Source organism: Kushneria avicenniae (assembly GCF_900112585.1).
In the GTDB taxonomy this organism is placed as follows: Bacteria; Pseudomonadota; Gammaproteobacteria; order Pseudomonadales; family Halomonadaceae; genus Kushneria; species Kushneria avicenniae.
In genome coordinates this window covers 460552-478562 of the sequence record NZ_FOLY01000003.1, presented here as the reverse complement: position 1 = coordinate 478562, position 18011 = coordinate 460552, and the positions used below count along the sequence as shown (strand labels likewise).

The 18011-nt window shown below is 62.2% G+C and carries 16 protein-coding genes; 10 read left to right on the top strand and 6 right to left on the bottom strand.

What is annotated here, in order from left to right; all coding sequences use genetic code 11:
- Positions 1-102: 102 nt before the first annotated feature.
- On the bottom strand, positions 103-2223 hold the full coding sequence (locus tag BM079_RS08600) for an AsmA family protein (protein ID WP_090132967.1): 2121 nt from the start codon (positions 2221-2223) through the stop codon (positions 103-105).
- A gap of 89 nt (positions 2224-2312) precedes the next feature.
- Between BM079_RS08600 and pdxY the strand changes: the two genes are divergently transcribed.
- From pdxY to BM079_RS08575, 5 genes are all read left to right on the top strand, one after another.
- On the top strand, positions 2313-3191 hold the full coding sequence (pdxY, locus tag BM079_RS08595) for a pyridoxal kinase PdxY (protein ID WP_090132965.1): 879 nt from the start codon (positions 2313-2315) through the stop codon (positions 3189-3191).
- 32 nt (positions 3192-3223) lie between these two features.
- Positions 3224-4054, top strand: coding sequence for a DUF72 domain-containing protein (locus tag BM079_RS08590; RefSeq protein ID WP_175489662.1), 831 nt, complete (start codon positions 3224-3226; stop codon positions 4052-4054).
- A 200-nt stretch (positions 4055-4254) separates the two neighbouring features.
- Positions 4255-5607 (top strand): sodium-dependent transporter, encoded by a 1353-nt coding sequence (locus BM079_RS08585; RefSeq protein WP_090132961.1) that lies wholly within the window; start codon positions 4255-4257, stop codon positions 5605-5607.
- Positions 5608-6023: 416 nt separating this feature from the next.
- Positions 6024-6803, top strand: a complete 780-nt coding sequence (locus BM079_RS08580; protein WP_245742923.1) for a motility protein A — start codon at positions 6024-6026, stop codon at positions 6801-6803.
- The gene (locus BM079_RS08575) at positions 6803-7723 is read left to right on the top strand and encodes an OmpA family protein (protein WP_090132957.1); all 921 of its coding nucleotides are present in this window, start codon (positions 6803-6805) and stop codon (positions 7721-7723) included. The genes BM079_RS08580 and BM079_RS08575 overlap by 1 nt, the downstream gene beginning before the upstream one ends.
- Positions 7724-7790: 67 nt before the next feature.
- Here the strand turns inward: BM079_RS08575 and BM079_RS08570 are convergent, their stop codons facing one another.
- Entirely contained in the window at positions 7791-8009 is a 219-nt protein-coding gene (locus tag BM079_RS08570) for a PA3496 family putative envelope integrity protein (protein ID WP_090133296.1), read from the bottom strand.
- Positions 8010-8185: 176 nt separating this feature from the next.
- On the opposite strand from BM079_RS08570, the gene BM079_RS08565 reads away from it, so the two are divergent.
- The 5 genes from BM079_RS08565 to BM079_RS08545 all read left to right on the top strand — a co-directional run bounded on the left by BM079_RS08565 (position 8186) and on the right by BM079_RS08545 (position 14245).
- On the top strand, positions 8186-9097 hold the full coding sequence (locus BM079_RS08565) for an SIS domain-containing protein (RefSeq protein WP_090132955.1): 912 nt from the start codon (positions 8186-8188) through the stop codon (positions 9095-9097).
- A 114-nt stretch (positions 9098-9211) separates the two neighbouring features.
- Positions 9212-11410, top strand: coding sequence for a DNA helicase II (gene uvrD, locus BM079_RS08560; protein ID WP_090132952.1), 2199 nt, complete (start codon positions 9212-9214; stop codon positions 11408-11410).
- A 133-nt stretch (positions 11411-11543) separates the two neighbouring features.
- On the top strand, positions 11544-12269 hold the full coding sequence (gene phoU, locus BM079_RS08555; RefSeq protein ID WP_090132950.1) for a phosphate signaling complex protein PhoU: 726 nt from the start codon (positions 11544-11546) through the stop codon (positions 12267-12269).
- Between the two features lie 102 nt (positions 12270-12371).
- Positions 12372-13112, top strand: a complete 741-nt coding sequence (gene cysZ / locus BM079_RS08550) for a sulfate transporter CysZ (RefSeq protein ID WP_090132948.1) — start codon at positions 12372-12374, stop codon at positions 13110-13112.
- 161 nt (positions 13113-13273) lie between these two features.
- Positions 13274-14245, top strand: coding sequence for an N-acetylmuramoyl-L-alanine amidase (locus BM079_RS08545; protein ID WP_090132946.1), 972 nt, complete (start codon positions 13274-13276; stop codon positions 14243-14245).
- Between the two features lie 79 nt (positions 14246-14324).
- Here the strand turns inward: BM079_RS08545 and phoR are convergent, their stop codons facing one another.
- The 4 genes from phoR to BM079_RS08525 all read right to left on the bottom strand — a co-directional run bounded on the left by phoR (position 14325) and on the right by BM079_RS08525 (position 17985).
- Entirely contained in the window at positions 14325-15626 is a 1302-nt protein-coding gene (gene phoR / locus BM079_RS08540) for a phosphate regulon sensor histidine kinase PhoR (RefSeq protein ID WP_090132944.1), read from the bottom strand.
- A 5-nt stretch (positions 15627-15631) separates the two neighbouring features.
- Positions 15632-16315: a phosphate regulon transcriptional regulator PhoB gene (phoB, locus tag BM079_RS08535; RefSeq protein ID WP_090132942.1), complete on the bottom strand. Its 684-nt coding sequence runs from the start codon at positions 16313-16315 to the stop codon at positions 15632-15634.
- 154 nt (positions 16316-16469) lie between these two features.
- A complete protein-coding gene (ubiA, locus tag BM079_RS08530; protein WP_090132940.1) occupies positions 16470-17336 on the bottom strand; it encodes a 4-hydroxybenzoate octaprenyltransferase in 867 nt (288 codons plus the stop codon).
- 91 nt (positions 17337-17427) lie between these two features.
- A complete protein-coding gene (locus BM079_RS08525) occupies positions 17428-17985 on the bottom strand; it encodes a chorismate--pyruvate lyase family protein (RefSeq protein WP_175489649.1) in 558 nt (185 codons plus the stop codon).
- Positions 17986-18011 lie beyond the last annotated feature (26 nt).

Here is an 18011-nt window from a genome sequence, read left to right as displayed (position 1 = left end):
GACCAATGTCGGCACGACAGACATCGGACCAACCGACGTCAGGGGCAACCAAAAAACGCCGGCACTTGTGCCGGCGTTTTTATGGGCCACCTCCTGCAAGGATCAGTCGGTTTTCATGCGCTGGATCAGGGCACCGCACTGACTTTTCTCGCCGGCGCTTGGAGAAATCAGTGCGCCCAGCGCGGCTACCGGTGCTGCCAGCGTCCCCAGTGCTACGGCGGCCGCACCCCGCGCGATCAGGGGCGCGGCTTCCACGCCGGGCGATGGGTTCTTGAAGGTGCCGCTGACATAGAGCGGCGTGCGCAAGGTAAAGATGCGAAAGCCCTTGCTCTCAGGCTTGATGGTCAGATCCATCTGTTCGCTGGCCAGATTCACCGCCCCTTCCACATTGATGATGGCGTTGTCGGTATCGATGGTAAAAATCCGCGGGCGCACCAGACCATCATTAAACTCAAGATCCGCGGCGGCACAGTGGATGGCAACCTCCTCATCGCCGAACAGCTCGCCGATCAGATAGTTGCCCACGTTGAGCCCGGCCAGCTCCATTAGATTGCGACTGATGCGCCCCTGTTCGATCAAAAGCTGAAGCTCACCGTCGCTCGAGCCCAGAAGCGCGGCTACCGAATTGCCTCGCCCTGTCAGAGTGGCATCTCCATTGATCTCTCCCAGCCCTTCAGTGAGATTACTGTCATTGGGTAGAATTTCGCTCAGGTGAAGACCACGAGCATGCATGTCGATGCGTGCCCGCAGGGGCGACTCCTGGCCGCTCAGGCGCAGGGTGGTATTGAGATGACCGCCGGCCACGCCAAAGCTCAGCGGGTCCATCAGGATCTCGCCGTTGTCCATGACCAGATGGGTAGACAGATCGCTCAGGGGCAGCGATTCACCGTGCACAATGTTTTGCGCGCGAAAGCGCACGTCGGCGTCCATGGTGTCCCAGCGGTCGGTATTGAACTTCGACACCGGCAGAACCCTGTCTGCGGGTTGGTCAGGATTGACCGAATTACCGGTGTCCTTGTTGTCGGCGCCCACCAGCGGAGCAAGATCGGCAAAGCGAAGCTGTTTCGACACCAGCTCACCGGTCAGTGTCGGTCGTGGTGCCCCGTTGACGTAGCGCAGGCTGCCGTGAATATCGCTGTCGCCGATCGTGCCGTCAAAGTCGCGGTATTCGTAGGTGCCGCCGTCGGGGTGATCCAGATCGGCCGTCAGGTGGCCCCGGGTGGCATAGGGCGGCGTCTGGGGCAGCACGATGCCGGTCAGGGCGTAGAGATCGCCCAGATTGTCACCGGCGATGCCGACCTGCAGATCCAGACCGGCAAGCGCCATCGGGTCGTTGAGCGTACCCACCACATCAAGTCGCGCATTGCCGGAGTGAAGATGCACCTCCAGCGGGAAGCGCCCGCCCTCACGCAGGGCCGTTGGACCGCCCAACCGGCCCTTGCCGTCCAGCGCACTGCCGCGCCAGGTGCCCTTGAGCTGCCAGGCAAAGCGGAAGTCGCGTTCGCCGAGCGCTGTGCCGTCTTCTGACGGGGATTGGCTATTGTCTGCCTTTTGCTTGTTGCTGTTCTTTTCCTGATCGCTGCTGCTCGTTTTTTGATTTTCGCCGGCCACCTCTTCCCAGCGGACCGGCTCACCCAGTGTTTCAAGCGTGGCGGTGGCGTCGATATCAAGCACCTGATCGTTGAAGGCGACCTGTACCCGGTCGACATCGGTCTGATCAATGGCAAATTGCCAGCCGCTGCCCTTGTCGTTCTGGTCACTGTCGCTGTCAGCGCTGTTGCCACCGCCGAGCTGCCAGTTGTTGTGAGTCTCATCGAGACGGCGCAGGGTAGCACTGGCATCGCGCACGACCAGATCATGCAGTGCGATGCGCTTGTGCAGCAGGGCGAGCGGGCGCAGGCTCACCGCTACATGGCCAATATGGGCCGTGCGCGCTTCTTCGGTGCCGGCCGCCACGCTGCGCGCCTGATTCAGTTCGGGCGGGTCGCCCAGCATGATATCGTCAGCGCTCAAGCGCGGCGAGAGATGCCAACTGTCCCACTGCCATGAAAGCCCCAGGTCGCCCTGAATGGCAAAGGGCCGCCCCAGCGCATCGGAGACGCGGTCATTGATCGTGGGTCTGAGCCAGTTCCAGCTCATCAGGGTCATGACAAGGGCAAGCAGTACCAGCAGGGCCACCAGGGCCCCCAGCGTCCAGCCGATGATGCGCATTGCACGCGACATGAGCGGTCCACCTCAACGGAATGTTATCTTTCAAAGCATAGACACCCCGCGCCGTCGTGGGTATTTCCCGTGTTTTATCGAGTACTGTCATGACCCATATCATTTCCATTCAAAGCCACGTGGCCTATGGCTATGTCGGCAATCGCGCTGCTGTCCTGCCGCTGCAGCGGCTGGGCTGCGAGGTCACCGCCATCAACACGGTGCAGTTTTCCAACCACACCGGCTATGGCGCCTTTACCGGCGAGGTCTTCACGTCAGCACATCTTCGCGAGGTGCTCGATGGTGTCGAGGCGCTGACCGGACTTCGTGACGTGCAGGCGGTGCTGTCGGGCTATATGGGGGATCAGGGCACCGGTCGCGCGGTGCTGGAGAGCGTGACGCGCGTGCGCGCGGCCAGTCCGGGGGCGCTGTACTGCTGCGACCCGGTCATGGGCGATATCGGCCGCGGCTTTTTCGTGCGCGAGGACATTCCGGCCTGGATGCGTGACTTTGCCGTGCCGGCCGCCGATATCGTCACGCCCAATCAGTTCGAGCTGGCCTTTCTGAGTGATCAGTCCATTCACACACTGGACGATGTTCTGACCGCCACGGCGCGTCTGCGCGACAGGGGGCCGAGTGTGGTGCTGGTCACCTCGCTGGATATCGAAGACAGCGCGGCGGAAACCATCGAAATGCTGGTGGATACCGACGCCGGCAGCTGGCGGATCGCCACGCCCCGCTTTGATTTTCCGGTCGCGCCCAACGGCGCCGGCGATTTCACTGCGGCGGTGTTTCTGGCCTGCTGCCTGCGCGATGAGGACGGGATTGGCGGCGAAGGGCCAGCGCGAGCGCTGGAGCGCACGGCCGAAGCGGTGCATGCGCTCTTTACCCATACCTGGCAGGCCGGCACTCGTGAGCTTGCCATGATTCAGGCCCAGAATGAGATCGTCGCGCCCCGGCAGCGTTTTGACGCTGAGCGGGTGCGCTGAGCGTGGCCGGCACCCTGCATCTGGGGCTGGCGATGTGGGCCAACGCCGACTGGCGCGGCACGCTCTATGGCCGCTACGCCGAGCCGAGCGATTCGCTGCCGGACTATGGCCGGGTCTTTTCCTGCGTCGAGGGCAATACCACGTTTTATAGCGGTGCGCCGCGCGAGGACGTGGTGGCCACCTGGGCGCGTCAGGCCCCCGAGCACTTTCGCTTCTGCTTCAAGCTGCCCTCACGGCTCACCCATGACCAACGACTGGTGGGCATCGAAGACGAGATGGATCAGTTTTTCGAGCGACTGGCACCGCTGCATGATCGTCTGGGGCCGACCATGATCCAGCTGCCGCGGGATTTCGGTGCGGATGAACTGCCCATGCTCGAAGCTGTCCTGAAACGCTGGCCGACGTCACTGCCGTGCGCCGTGGAAGTGCGCCACAGTGAATTTTTCCACAAGGGGACGGCCGAGCAATCACTCAACCGGCTGTTGATAACTCATGGTGCCGATCGGGTCATGCTGGATGCCCGCGCGCTTTTCGCTACCCCGGCGGGTGACGATACCCGGCTACAGCAGGCACAGCGCGAAAAGCCGCGCAGACCGCTGCATGTGCTGAGCACAGCGACGCAGCCGGTGGTGCGCTTTATCGGGCACTTTGATGACGCCATTAATCATGAGCGCTTTACGCCCTGGATCGAGCAGATGGCGCTGTGGATGGAACAGGAGAAAAGTCCTGTACTGTTTGTGCATACGCCGGATAATCGCGCCGCCCCGATACTGGCACGCGCCTTTCATGCCCGCCTTGCCGAGCGCATTGCCCTGCCCGCACTGGCAGACTTTGCCGGTGAGCGCCAGGAATCCCTTTTTTAGGGATCACTCTTATAATGTTACAACACGTGATGTAGTCGCCCACGCCTGTACAATGAGCGTCATCAATCGCTTCAGACGGGCTTTGTTGACACAATGGCCCCGGAAAACATCAACAATGAAGCACGGGCGTCGGTGAGTCGCGGTTTGTGATGTCAAACCGGCCCAGTCTGCCGACTTACAGGGATACACAGGGTAGTCTCATGACCAACAAGCCCCATTCACATGCGCAGTGGTCCTCGCGCATTGCATTCATGCTCGCCGCGGTCGGCTCTTCCGTCGGGCTGGGCAATATCTGGAAATTCCCCTACATGACCGGCGAGAGCGGCGGCGGCGCCTTCGTTCTCGTCTATCTGGTCTGCATTCTGCTGATCGGCCTGCCCATTCTGATGAGTGAATGGCTGCTCGGGCGGCTGGGTCAGAAAAACCCCATTTCGACCATGAACCGTATCGCCGGGCGCCTGAAACGCTCGAAAGCCTGGGTGCTGATCGGCGTCGGCGGCATTCTGGCCGCCTGGCTGATTTTGTCGTTTTACAGCGTGATCGGTGGCTGGGCACTGGCCTATATCCGCTACAGTGCGACTGCGAGCTTTATCGGGCTCGACGGCGAAGGCGTTGGTGCGCTGTTTAACGGGCTTCTGGGCAGTCCCGGTCTGCTGCTGCTCTGGCATAGTCTGTTCATGATATTGACCATTGCCATTGTGGCCGGCGGCGTCTCCGGCGGACTTGAGCGGGCCTCCAAGATTCTCATGCCGGCGCTGGCCGTGCTGCTGCTGGTGATGGTGGGCTATGCCGCGACCACGGGCAGCTTTGAAGCCGGGCTGGATTATCTGTTCAGCCCCGATTTTTCAAAGCTCACCGGTGAGGTGGCGCTGGCGGCCATGGGGCACGCCTTTTTCACCCTGAGCCTGGGCATGGGCATCATGATGGCCTATGGCTCCTATCTCAGTGACGACGTCAATATCGGGCGTACGGCGCTGACCGTGGTGATTCTCGACACGGTCATCGCACTGGCGGCCGGCATGGCCATCTTCCCGGTCGTTTTCGCCAACGGCCTTGATCCGGCGGCCGGCCCCGGGCTGATTTTCCAGACCCTGCCACTGGCCTTTGGCAACATGTCCGGTGGCGTGCTCTTTGGCACGTTGTTCTTTGTGCTGCTGGTGTTTGCGGCCTGGACCTCAGCGATCTCGCTTCTCGAACCGATCGTGGAATGGCTCGAGGAGAAGTCTCCCCTGAATCGTCTGACATCGGCACTGGTGGCCGGTGTAGCGACCTGGATTCTGGGCATTGCGGCGCTGTTGTCGCTCAACGACTGGGCCACGCTGACGCTTTTTGGCATGCCGATCTTTGACCTGCTCGACTATGTCACCAGCAAGATCATGCTGCCGCTGACGGGTCTGGCCACCATCGTGTTTGTCGGCTGGTTCATGGGGCGCGACGAAGTACGGGCCCAGCTCAACATGAACGGTATGGCCTTTGCCTGGTGGCGTTTCTCGGCGCGTTTTATTGCTCCGATCGGTGTCGCCATCGTGTTTGTCTATAACCTGTTTCATTAACACAGGATTCCTGCATTCTGCGGGCTCCATCGGAGCCCGCTTTTTTATGCCCTGATGAAAAAAAGGACACGACACCTGGCCACAGGGTTATCCACTGTCAATGAAAAATGTGGATAACTCTGTGGGAAAGGTGCACAACTCCTGTTCAAGCCGATGAATGCGTGCCAAAAATGACGCTATTCGTGGCGTTTGACCGAAAAGTGCTCTGTCAGAATGGACCGGTCAATATCGGCAGCAGTGACGCTGGCTGAATGAAATCCATCGGCCGCCGGCATCACGCGCTGCATGCACATGGATGTCTTTTCATGACCAGCAGTCAATCCGGCACCACCGACAGCGCTACCAAAGAGTCCTCCACCGGTCGTTCAACCGGCGTTCCCGGCAACCCCTCGACGGTGATCGGCATTGTGGTCAGCATGTTGCTGCTTATCGTCGTGGTGCTGTTTACCGCCCAGTCGCCCCTGAGTTTTTTCAATCCGGCCGGTCTTTTGATCGTGCTGACCGGGACGCTGGCCGCCACCATGATCAGCTATCCGATGCGCGAGATCCGCCGCGTGGTCGCACTGGTGGGCAGCATCTTTCGCCGCGAGCCCGATTTTATCCGCGAGGACATCGACGAGCTGGTAGCTCTGGCGCGGGAATGGATGCATGGCGATGCTCGTGCGGTCGAGCGGGCGCTTGAAAATACCCGTAACCCGTTTCTGCGTACCGGCATCAGTCTGGTCATCGACAATGTCCGCGAAGAGGAGATTCTCGATCTCCTGCGCTGGCGCATCACGCGTCTGCGTGCCCGGGAGCTGGCCGAGGCGCAGATCTTTCGCACCATGGCCACCTACGCGCCGGCCTTCGGCATGCTGGGTACCCTGGTCGGGCTGATCAACATGCTTGAGGTGATCCAGAACGGTGATCTGGCCGTGATTGGCCCGCGCATGGGGGTGGCCCTGCTATCGACCTTCTATGGCATTTTGCTGGCCAACCTGCTGTTCAAACCGATCGCGGTCAAGCTGGAGCGGCGCACCGAGGATCGTCTCATTGCGATGAACATGGTACTGGAAGGCGTTTCCATGATCTCGCGTCGTCGCCTGCCTTCCTTTATCGAAGCCACGCTCAACTCCTTTATCGGCGAAGCCCATGACGAGCTGGGTGAGCGTCCCCTGGTACGTGAACCGGAAGGCAGTGGAGGCCGTTCGCCGTGATGGATCACCGATCGTCGGGTTCCTCCGGTCAGGCCCGCCAGGCCGCACGCGAGCTGGTGCTGACGGCCGATCGCAGTGAGGAAAGCGATGGCTGGATGCTCAGCTATCTGGATCTTTTGACCCTGTTGCTGGTGCTGTTCGTGCTGCTGCTGGCCATGCGCGGCGTGGTCCCACAGGAGGATCTGTCAGCCTCAACCATGGTGAACAGACCCGCGGCGGTGATGGTCTCGCCAATAACACTTGCCGCCACGCAACAGCTGTCACCGGTACAGGCTGTGCCGGTCAACGCTACTGGCGTGCTGCCGTGGCTGACGGCCTCTTCCGTGGTGCCCACGCCCTGGCAGATGCTGCCGCCGGCCACAACGTCAGACACCCCCCGAACGCCGACAAGCGTGGACGTTCAGGCGGCACTGGCGGTCATGATTCCATTGATGGATCGGGACAAACCGACGGATGAGGCATCGGCACCTTCGAGCGAAGCCATGGCCATGGATCAGCGCCTGGCCGGCATCGAGGGCGTACAGGTGACCCGCGAGCGCGAACGTACCATCCTGCGGATCGAGGATCGTCTGCTCTTTCCCAGCGCCGATATCGATATCAGCGGCCAGGGCAGCGTGCTGCTGGACCGCCTCCTGCCGGCGCTCAGGGATTTTGACGGTGAAATTTCGGTGGAAGGCCACACGGACAGCCGAACCATCTCGACGGATCGGTTTCCATCGAACTGGGAACTCTCCGTTGGACGGGCCACGGCCGTACTGCGCTACCTGAGCCGGGGCGGTGTCAGGGCCACGCAGCTGCGGGCGATCGGCTATGGACCGACCCGGCCACTGGCCGGCAATAACACCGAGGCGGGGCGAGCCCAGAACCGACGGGTCGAGCTGGTATTGAGCCCGGCCGGTCCGCGACCGACCAGCCCCTAGGCGCCCTTTTGCTCCCTGCAATAGCGGCCGGCATGGCCGGCTGCTGTCCTCATCTGGCGGATCGTTGCTAACCAAAGTGGTGCAGGCGTTCATCCTCTTCGCTGAGCTGCGTTGCCAGCCTTCGCGATTCGAAGTGATCCTCGATACCGCGGCGGGCCTTCAGGGCGCGCTGTGCAGCGTGCTGGCGGCGTTTCTCGTTTTCCTTCGCATCGATATGCAGGGCGATATCGAGAATTTCGTTGCGAACGGCATTGAGTCTGGATTGATCAGCAGTCTGTTTTTGCATGAACGATGCACCCTTCGACATTGAAATGGATCCGGGACATGACACTGTGTCGACGTGACCATGAACGTGATAGTCAGCGTCGATCAGTGCTCGCACTCAGCGTATGATAGTGCTGTTGACAATTTTATGACGTACCGCAACAAAGAGCGTGCGTCAACCAGCACAGAGGATGCACCTTGAGCGTCACGCTTTTCGATGACCTTCGCGCCCGGCTGCCGGCCTTTCGCCGATCCGAACAGAAGGTGGCCCGTTTTGTACTGCGCAATGCCGATGAAGTCATTCATTTGCCGCTGGCCGCGCTGGCGGCACGGGTCGGGGTCAGCGAACCCACGGTGATCCGGTTCTGTCGCGCCATCGACTGCACGGGCTATCAGGATTTCAAGCTCAAGCTGGCGCAGACACTGGCGACCGGCGAGCAGTTCTCGGAATTTTCGATGAACGAAACCGACAGCGTGGCAGAGTTTTCCCGCGGGATCTTTGACTCCACCGTGGGCACGCTGCTGGGCGTGCGCGATCGCATCGATGCCACCAGCATGACCCGCGCCATCAATGCGCTTTCAGATGCCAGCCGGGTTGAATTCTACGGCTATGGTGCCTCCGGCGCGGTGGCCATTGACGCCCAGCACAAGTTCTTTCGTCTGCGCATCTCCACTGCCGCCTACTCCGATCCGCACATGCAGCACATGTCGGCGGTGACCCTGGGAGAGCATGACGTGGTGGTGGCCATCTCCCAGACCGGACGTTCCAGCTCGCTGCTCTCGAGCGTGGATATCGCCCTGTCTCATGGCGCCACGGTCATTGGCTTGTGTCCGGCGGATTCACCGCTGGCCGAGAAGTGCACCATCGGGCTTTATATCGATGTGTTCGAGGACAGCGAAGTCTATCGGCCCATGAGCTCGCGCATCGCGCATCTGGTGGTGATCGATATTCTCGCCGTTGGCGTGGCCAAGACCCGTGGCCCACAGCTGGCCGAGCATCTGGTGGCGGTCAAGCGCAGCCTTGATCCACTGCGTACGGCACGCCCCGACCCCTTTGATCGTGCCCGTCAGGAAAGCGCTCGTCCCCGTGGCAAGACCGACGACCAATAGGCCCCGGACGATGCCGGGAGAGGGACCATTGGTGCCGGATATGCTAGGGTAGAGGCTCCTTTTTGATCTCTTCTTTCAGGCCCGTTCCGGCCGATTTCCAGGGTATCTGATTTCATGGACGCCTCTGCGCTACTCGATTCGCTCAACTCCGATCAGCGCGACGCGGTCGGCGCCCCCCAGGGCAACATGCTGGTGCTGGCGGGCGCCGGCTCCGGCAAGACCCGGGTGCTGGTGCACCGCATTGCCTGGCTGATGGAGGTCGATGGCCTGTCGCCCTGGTCGATCCTGGCCGTGACCTTTACCAACAAGGCCGCCCGCGAGATGCGCTCGCGACTGGAGACGCTTTTAAAGGTCTCGCCGCGCGGCATGTGGGTCGGCACTTTCCACTCCATCGCCCATCGGCTTTTGCGCACCCACTGGCAGGACGCCGGTCTTGCCGAGCACTTTCAGATCATCGACAGCGACGACCAGCTCCGGCTGGTCAAGCGGCTGCTGCGCGATCACAACATCGACGATGAGCGCTACCCGCCCAAACAGGTGCAGTACTTCATCGGCGGCTGCAAGGAGGAAGGCCTGCGCCCGGGCGATATGGATGCCCACGGTGACGCCTACATGCAGCAGATGATCGAGCTCTACGAGCTGTATCATCTCGCCTGCGAGCGCGGCGGGCTGGTGGATTTCGGCGAGCTGCTGCTGCGGGCACTGGAGCTGTTGCGCGACAACGAGCGCCTTCTGCAGCACTACCGCGAGCGCTTTCAGCACCTGCTGGTCGATGAGTTTCAGGATACCAACACGCTGCAGTATGCCTGGCTGAGGCTGCTGGCTGGTGATCGCGCCTGCCTGACCGCCGTGGGCGATGACGACCAATCGATCTACGGCTGGCGCGGGGCGAAGGTCGAGAACCTGGCCCGCTTCCGTGACGAGTTCCACGATACACGCGTGGTGCGTCTGGAGCGCAACTACCGCTCGACCAGCGCCATCCTGGAGGCCGCCAACGCCCTTATTCGCCACAACAGCGGGCGTATGGGCAAGGATTTGTGGACCGACGTTGATCAGGGCGAGAAGATTTCCCTTTACGGCGGCTTCAACGATCTGGATGAAGCGCGCTTTATCGTCGATAGCATCAGTGCTCAGGTACGCGAGAAGGATCGTGCCCGCCGTGACATCGCGATTCTCTATCGTTCCAATGCCCAGTCGCGGGTGCTGGAGGAGGCGCTGATCCGCCAGGGTGTGCCTTATCGCATCTATGGGGGGCAGCGCTTTTATGAACGCCTCGAGATCAAGAACGCGCTGGCCTATCTGAGGCTTCTGGTCTCGCGCGATGACGATGCCTCGCTGGAGCGCGTCATCAACGTGCCGGCGCGCGGCATTGGCACCCGCAGCGTTGAACTGCTGCGCGCCTGGGCCCGCGATCAGGGCGTATCGTTGTGGCAGGCCCTCAACGACGCGCCGTCGAAAGGGCTTTTGAAGGGGCGGGCCGCCTCCAGCGTGACCACCTTCAGCAACCTGATTGATCAGCTCGACAATGACACCGCCGGGATGGCGCTGCACGAAATGATTGATCATGTCATCGCTCGGACCGGGCTGATCGAGCATCACCGCGCCGAGAAGGGCGAAAAGGGCCAGGCGCGGGTCGAGAACCTGGAAGAGCTGGTCAGCGCGGCGAAGGCCTATACCCAGGGGGACCCCTTCAGCCCGGTCAACGATGGCGAGGATGACTCGCTGGGCACCTTCCTGGCAGAAGCGGCGCTCAATTCCGGCGAGCACGAAGCCGACGAGTTCGAGGATGCCGTCCAGATGATGACGCTGCATTCGGCCAAGGGGCTCGAGTTTCCGGTCGTATTCGTGGCCGGCATGGAGGAGGGGCTCTTTCCGCACAAGATGTCGCTGGAGGAGCCGGGGCGTCTCGAGGAAGAGCGCCGGCTCTGCTACGTCGGCGTCACACGTGCGATGGAGAAGCTCTATCTGACCCACGCCGAATCGCGCCGCCTGCACGGCAAGGAGACCTTCCAGCGGCCGTCGCGCTTTCTGCGCGAGCTGCCCGAGACGCTGGTCGAGGAGGTGCGACTGCGAGGTCAGATTTCGCGGCCGGTCACCTCGCGTGAATCGTCGCCGCGTCAGGAGCAGGTCGACGGGGGGGATGCGCTGCCGAGCCTGTCGCTGGGCCAGCGCGTCAGCCATCCGGTCTTCGGGGAAGGCGTGGTGATCAACGCCGAGGGTCAGGGCCAGCGCGCCCGGGTGCAGATCAGCTTCGAGGATGAGGGCGACAAGTGGCTGGTGCTGGGCTTTGCCAAACTGGTGCCGCTGGGGTAACGCCCGCTGACAGGGGCGCACTCGTAAGCGATGTTCCGAAGCCGGTGTCATCAAAGTGTCATGACTGCTGCGCGATCCTTGTGCCAACATGTCGCTGCCGCGCAGTGCCCCTGATCCGTGAACGGAGTTCACCATGGACATTACCAACGACCCTCATAGCCAGCATATCTCGCGTCAGTTCAACCAGGAGCTGGAGTCGCTCAAGACCCAGCTGCTGGCGATGGGGGGACTGGTAGAGCGTCAGCTCAATGAGGTCATCGCGGCCCTGATGGAGGGCGATTTCGACGCCGCCGAGCAGGTGCGCAACCGTGACCGGGAGATCAACGATTTCCAGCTCGAAATCGACGATGAGTGCACCCACATTCTGGCGCGTCGCCAGCCCACGGCCTCCGATCTGCGCCTGGTCATGGCGGTCACCCGCGCCACGTCCGATCTGGAGCGCATGGGCGACGAGGCCAACAAGATTGCCCGTCACGCCCTGAGTCTGATCGAGGAGGGCCAGACCAGCCGCGGCTTTACCGAGATCCGCCATATCAGCACCCGCGTGCGTGACATGGTCCGTCAGGCCCTGACCGCCTTTGCCCGCATGGACGTCAGCCTCGCGCGGGAAGTGCTGGGCGAGGACGAGATCGTCGATCAGGACTATCAGACCGCCATGCGCTCGCTGGTGACCTTCATGATGGAGGACCCGCGCTCGATCAGCTCGGTGCTCAACGTCATCTGGATTCTGCGCTCGCTCGAGCGGATCGGCGATCATGCCGACAACCTGGCCGAATCCGTGGTCTATCTGGTCGAAGGCGAGGATATTCGCCATTCAAACAGCGCTCAGCCGCAGCAGGACAGCACCCCGAACGCGTAAGCTCATGCCCCTTCCCTGCCTGCTGGCCGGCCCTCTCCGTGACGGCCGGCGGGTGTGGTAATCTGCCTGCCCACCTCCTTTTGACGACTGGATAATCCTTCAATGGTGTATGCCGTCTCTGCGCTGGGGCGCGGGTTCTCCATGGTGCTCTCGCCCGGGCTTCGACGTTATGTCGTGATACCGCTGCTGGCCAATCTGGCCATCTACGCGCTGCTGTTCACGCTGGTGATCCAGCGCTTTTCGGGCTGGGTCAATTACTGGATGGCCAGTATCCCCGGCTGGCTCGAGTGGCTTGAATGGTTGATCTGGCCGCTGGTGGTCCTGTGTCTGATCATCGTGCTGGCCTTTACCTTTACGGTGCTGGCCAATCTGATCGCCTCACCCTTTTACGGCTTTCTGGCCGAAAACGTTGAAAAGCGCCTGTCCGGTCAGCAGGAGAGTATCGATGATCGCTCCCTGTGGCGTCAGGGCGTGGACAGTCTCAAGCGCGAACTTCAAAAGCTGGCCTGGATGGCACCGCGGGTACTGCTGCTGCTGCTGATCGGATTCGTGCCGGTGCTGCATCTGGCCGCGCCGCTGTGCTGGGCGCTGTTTTCCATCTGGAGCATGTCGATCCAGTATCTGGACTATCCGATGGACAACAACGGGGTGAGCTTCCCCGACATGAAAAAGCGTCTGAGCGCGCGCTGGTGGCCGACCCTAACCTTCGGCGGCGTGGTCTCGGCCCTGATCTGGATTCCGATCGTCAATCTGCTGGTCATGCCGGCCGCCGTGGCCGCCGGCGTCATGATGTGGCGCCGGCACTACATGGCGCTGCCCCCAGCCGGACAGGCGGCGCGCTAGTCATTCTGGTCTCGAGTCGGTAACCGGATGGCGTTCGACGTCACCGTGCGGGCTTGTAACCCCGCGTAACTCATGATACGAAGCGTGTCTGCGCGTCCGTACGGTGACCCGTGTCGTATGGCGTCTCATGGACCCTGATCACCGTCACGATGGAACCCTGCATGTCAAAACTTCCCCTCGTCGGCGCGGTGCTGGCCCTGCTGCTGGCCGGCTGTGTCTCGACGCCCTCGCCGGCGCCGACACCGGTGGTTGATACCGATGCCATCGATCGCATCTTCAGCAATGTGCCGGTGATTGACGACACGACCCCACCCCGGCGCTACAGCGCGGCACAAGGGGCGGCACTCGAGCGCCGCAGCGGTTATCGGGTGGATCACTCGGTGTCCTCAAACGGTCAGAACCAGCGCATTCGCTATCTGATCCTGCACTATACCGGCGGGGACGATGCGGCCGCCTTCCGGGCCCTGACCGGCGGCAGCGTCAGCGCTCACTATCTGGTCACGGCCACGCCCGGCGAGTTCCAGAACCAGCCGGTGGTCATGCAGCTGGTGGATGAAAACAAAAGGGCCTGGCATGCCGGCGTGAGCGCCTGGGCCGATCGCGTCAATCTCAACGACACCTCGATCGGCATCGAGATCGTCAATCGAGGTTACTACTCCTCGCCCGACGGTCTGGTGTGGGACCCCTACTCTCGCGCTCAGATCGAGCTGGTCAGTGCCCTGACCCGTGACATCGTCAACCGCTACGACATCGCACCGGAAAACGTGCTGGGCCACAGCGATATCGCGCCGGGGCGAAAGGTCGATCCGGGCCCGTTCTTTCCCTGGCAGCGGCTTTACGAGGCCGGCGTGGGCGCCTGGCCCGAGCGCCATGTCGTTACGCGCTATCAGCGCGAGCTGAGCGCCTCACCGCTGTCCATGTCGCAGCTGCAGCGCGCGCTGGGCATCTGGGGCTATCCGGTGAGCGTCACCGGCACATTCGATGACCCCACCCGCAAGGCGCTGGGGGCCTTTCAGATGCATTTCCGCCCGGCTGATACCCGCGGCAACGTGGATATCGAGAGCCAGGCCATTCTGCTGGCGCTGATCGAGCGGTATCACGGTCTGGGCGACGTTCGCACCGTTCGTCAGTAACGGCTTTTCTCAGTAACCAGGGGCTTGAAGTGACGGGCGCCGGAGGCGACAGCGACCTGTGACATGAAGCGCCGACACGTCAGGCCGGCGCGCTTTCCATGCGGGCGGCGGGGAAGATGCAGCGAAAGCAGGCGCCCTCGCCGGGCCGGCTTTCGATATCGAGCCAGGCGTCATGGCGCAGCAGCACGTGCTTGACGATGGCCAGACCCAGCCCGGTGCCGCCGCTGGCCACCGAGCGGCTCTTGTCGACGCGGTAAAAGCGTTCGGTCAGCCGCGGCAGATGTTCGGGGGAAATCCCCTCGCCGTCGTCAATGACTTCGACGGCGGCGCCCTCCTTGTCCCAGCTGCGATAGACGATGGTGATGTGACAGCCCGCGGGGGTGTAGCGCACGGCGTTATAGATCAGATTGGACAGCGCGCTGCGAAGCTCCTCGACGTCACCGTAAAGGCGTCGCCCTTCCTCGAGCCGACAGGTGATCTCATGGCTGCCGGCGGAGAGCTCCTGACCGTCCTCGGCAATCTGCTCGCACAGCGCTGCCACATCGATCGAGCGCTCGTTATGCTGATGGCGCTCGCTGGTTTCCAAACGGGAGAGGGTCAGAAGATCCTCGACCAGATGCTGCATGCGCACGGTCTGCTCCTGCATGCGCTTCAGGCCGCGTCCGAACGAAGCCGGTAGCGCGTCGCTGTTGTCCTGCCAGGTCTCGACATAGCCGGTCAGCACCGTCAGCGGCGTGCGCAGTTCGTGGGAGACGTTGGCCACGAAATCACGGCGGGTCTGTTCCAGACGCTGCAGGCGGGTCACATCGCGGATGATCAGCAATCGCTCGTCATCACCAAATCGGGTGATCTGACACGACAGCGTGCGCGCCTCGTTGGTAGGCGCGCTGATCGTGATCGGCTCGCTGTAGTCCATGTGGCGAAAGTAGCGGATGAAGGCCGGGTCGCGCAGGTAATTGGTCAGGTGATGCCCGCGGTCCTGGCCGTTATCCAGTCCGGTCAGGCGTTCGGCGGCGCTGTTCCACCAGTCCAGACAGCCGCGCGAGTCGAGCATGATGACCCCCTCGCTCATCGATTCGGCCGACTCCTGAACGCGCTTCAATACCGAGCGCAGGCGGCTTTGCAGCTGCTGCTGGCCCTTCTGATAGCGATAGAGCCGATCGAAGAGATCACCCCAGACGCCTTCACCGTCGGGCGGGCGCTGCTCTACCGGCGCTTCCAGCCAGCGATAGAGCCGTCTGAGATGGCGAAGGGTGAAGGCGAGATGGATAGCCAGCCCCAGAGCCAGTCCCCAGCCCGGATACCCCAGCAGCATACCCAGAATGGTGAAACAGACAGACAGATAGGCCAGGCGCCAGAGTTCATTGAGCCAGTAATGCATGCCGATTACCGCGACGAAAAGCGATAGCCGGTACCCCGTACGGTCTGCACCAGATGCTGATGGGCATCGCCCAGCACCTTGCGCAGGCGACGAATGTGCACATCTACCGTGCGCTCCTCGACATAGACGTTACCGCCCCACACCTGATCAAGCAGCTGGGTGCGGGTGTAGGCGCGCTCCTGATGGGTCATGAAAAACTGCAGCAGGCGGTACTCGGTTGGCCCGATCTCGAGTGCCTGGCCGTCAACACTGACGCGATGGCTGACCGGGTCGAGCAGCAGCCCGTCGACCTCGACCGTCTCCTCGACACCGGCCGGCGTGGTGCGGCGCAGCACGGCCTTGAGCCGGGCGATCAGCTCACGCGGTGAAAACGGCTTGGTGATGTAGTCGTCGGCGCCGCTTTCCAGCCCCTGAACCTTGTTGTCTTCCTCGCCGCGCGCGGTCAAAAGCACGATCGGGATGTCGCGGGTGGTGGATTCCCGCTTGAGCCGGCGGGCGAGATCGATACCGCTGACGCCCGGCAGCATCCAGTCGAGCAAAATCAGATCGGGACGCTCGTCGACCACCAGCTCGTGGGCCGTTTTGGCCTCTTCGGCCTCGAGGATTCGAAAGTCGGCCATCTCGAGTGCCATGGCGATCATTTCGCGAATCGGCGCTTCGTCGTCGACGATCAGAACAGTTCTGGACATGAATGGCTTCCCCTGCCGGATAGCGATGGCGACTGCCGGGACGATCAACGCAGGCTTTCGTCGTCGGCTCCGTCATGTGATCGTCATTCAAACGTCTTCATATGACAACTTTATGACAGGGGTGGCGGGTATGACATCGTCTTTTCGGAGAGGTCTAGGCCTGCCAGGTGGCCAGCGCGATGCCGGCAAAGAGCAGTATGCCGACCCAGTGATTGTTCAAAAAGGCCTGAAAGCAGCCCTCGCGACTGCGTGTGCGACAAAGACGCTGCTGATGCACGAATATGATCGCGATGGCGGCCAGCGCCGCCCAGTAGAAGCCGTCCAGCCCGGCCAGCCGACCCACGACCGCCAGCAGCATCAGCATCAATACCTGCAGTGCCCCCTGAATGATCAGATCCATACGGCCGAACAGCACCGCCGTCGACTTGATGCCGATTTTCAGGTCGTCGTCACGATCGACCATCGCATACCAGGTGTCGTAGACCAGCGTCCAGACGATGTTGGCAACAAAGAGCCACCAGGCCACGGCCGGTACATGCCCCTGCTCGGCGCCAAAGGCCATCGGGATGCTCCAGCCAAATGCCGCGCCCAGCACCACCTGTGGCAGATGGGTATAGCGCTTCATGAACGGATAGCTGGCCGCCAGCGCCGCAGCGCCAAACGACAGCATGATGGTAAAGAGATTGGTCAGACACACCAGCACGAAGGCGATCGCCAGCAGCACGCCAAACAGCGTCAGTGCCTCGCGCTCGCTGATGCGCCCGGTAGCCAGCGGCCGGTCGTGGGTACGCTTGACGTGGGCATCGAAGTGTCGATCGGCGTAGTCGTTGATCACGCATCCCGCCGCCCGCATGATGTAGACCCCGACGATGAAGATGATCAGATTGTGCCGCGTGGGCAGGCCATCGCCGGCCAGCCACAGCGCGGCCAGCGTCGGCCACATCAAAAGCCAGGTGCCGATGGGACGATCGAGGCGGGTCAGCCGCAGGAAGTCGGGGAGTCGAGCGAGGGGCGACGGCATCGTCGGGGCTCCAGTCAGCGTAAAACGAGAATGTCAGCGTGAAAACCTGAGTCTACCCGAAATGATCGGCCGTCGAGGCATCCGAATCCGGTCAGTACCGGCCATTGGAAAAGGCCTCATGCACGAAATACTCCTGCACCAGCAGCGTCGGGTGCGTGGTGCCCAGCGCAAACAGGGAGCGCCGACCCCAGACCACCGGCAGCGATAGAAAACCGGGCGCGGCGTGGGTCATTTCGATCGGCGAACGCTTTACCCTCGATTTGCGCGGCGCTCGGGCGGCTCTGGCAAAGAGCTGATGGCCAAGCGCCTGGGTACCCAGTCGGCTCATCCAGGGCGGGCAGTGATTGATCGCCATGACCGAGCGGGCCGCCACCAGCACCTCGCCTTCGGCTTCCAGAGTGACCTCCCGACGCCAGATGCGCTGACCGGCCGGCAGACCAAGGGCTGACAGCTCATCCTGCCGACCGCGCTCAAAGCCCTGGGCATGTACGGTGACCGTGACCGGGGCGTCGAAAAGCCGGGCCAGACGCAGGGTGAGCGAGTCCCGTGAGATGATCAGGGTTCTGAGCGGGTCTTCAAGCCATATGCCGGCCAGCGCGACCGGCTGCCAGCGTGTCAGTGACGGGGAATACCGGGGAGATTCGGGCATGAATGCAACATCCGAAAAGGGGACCA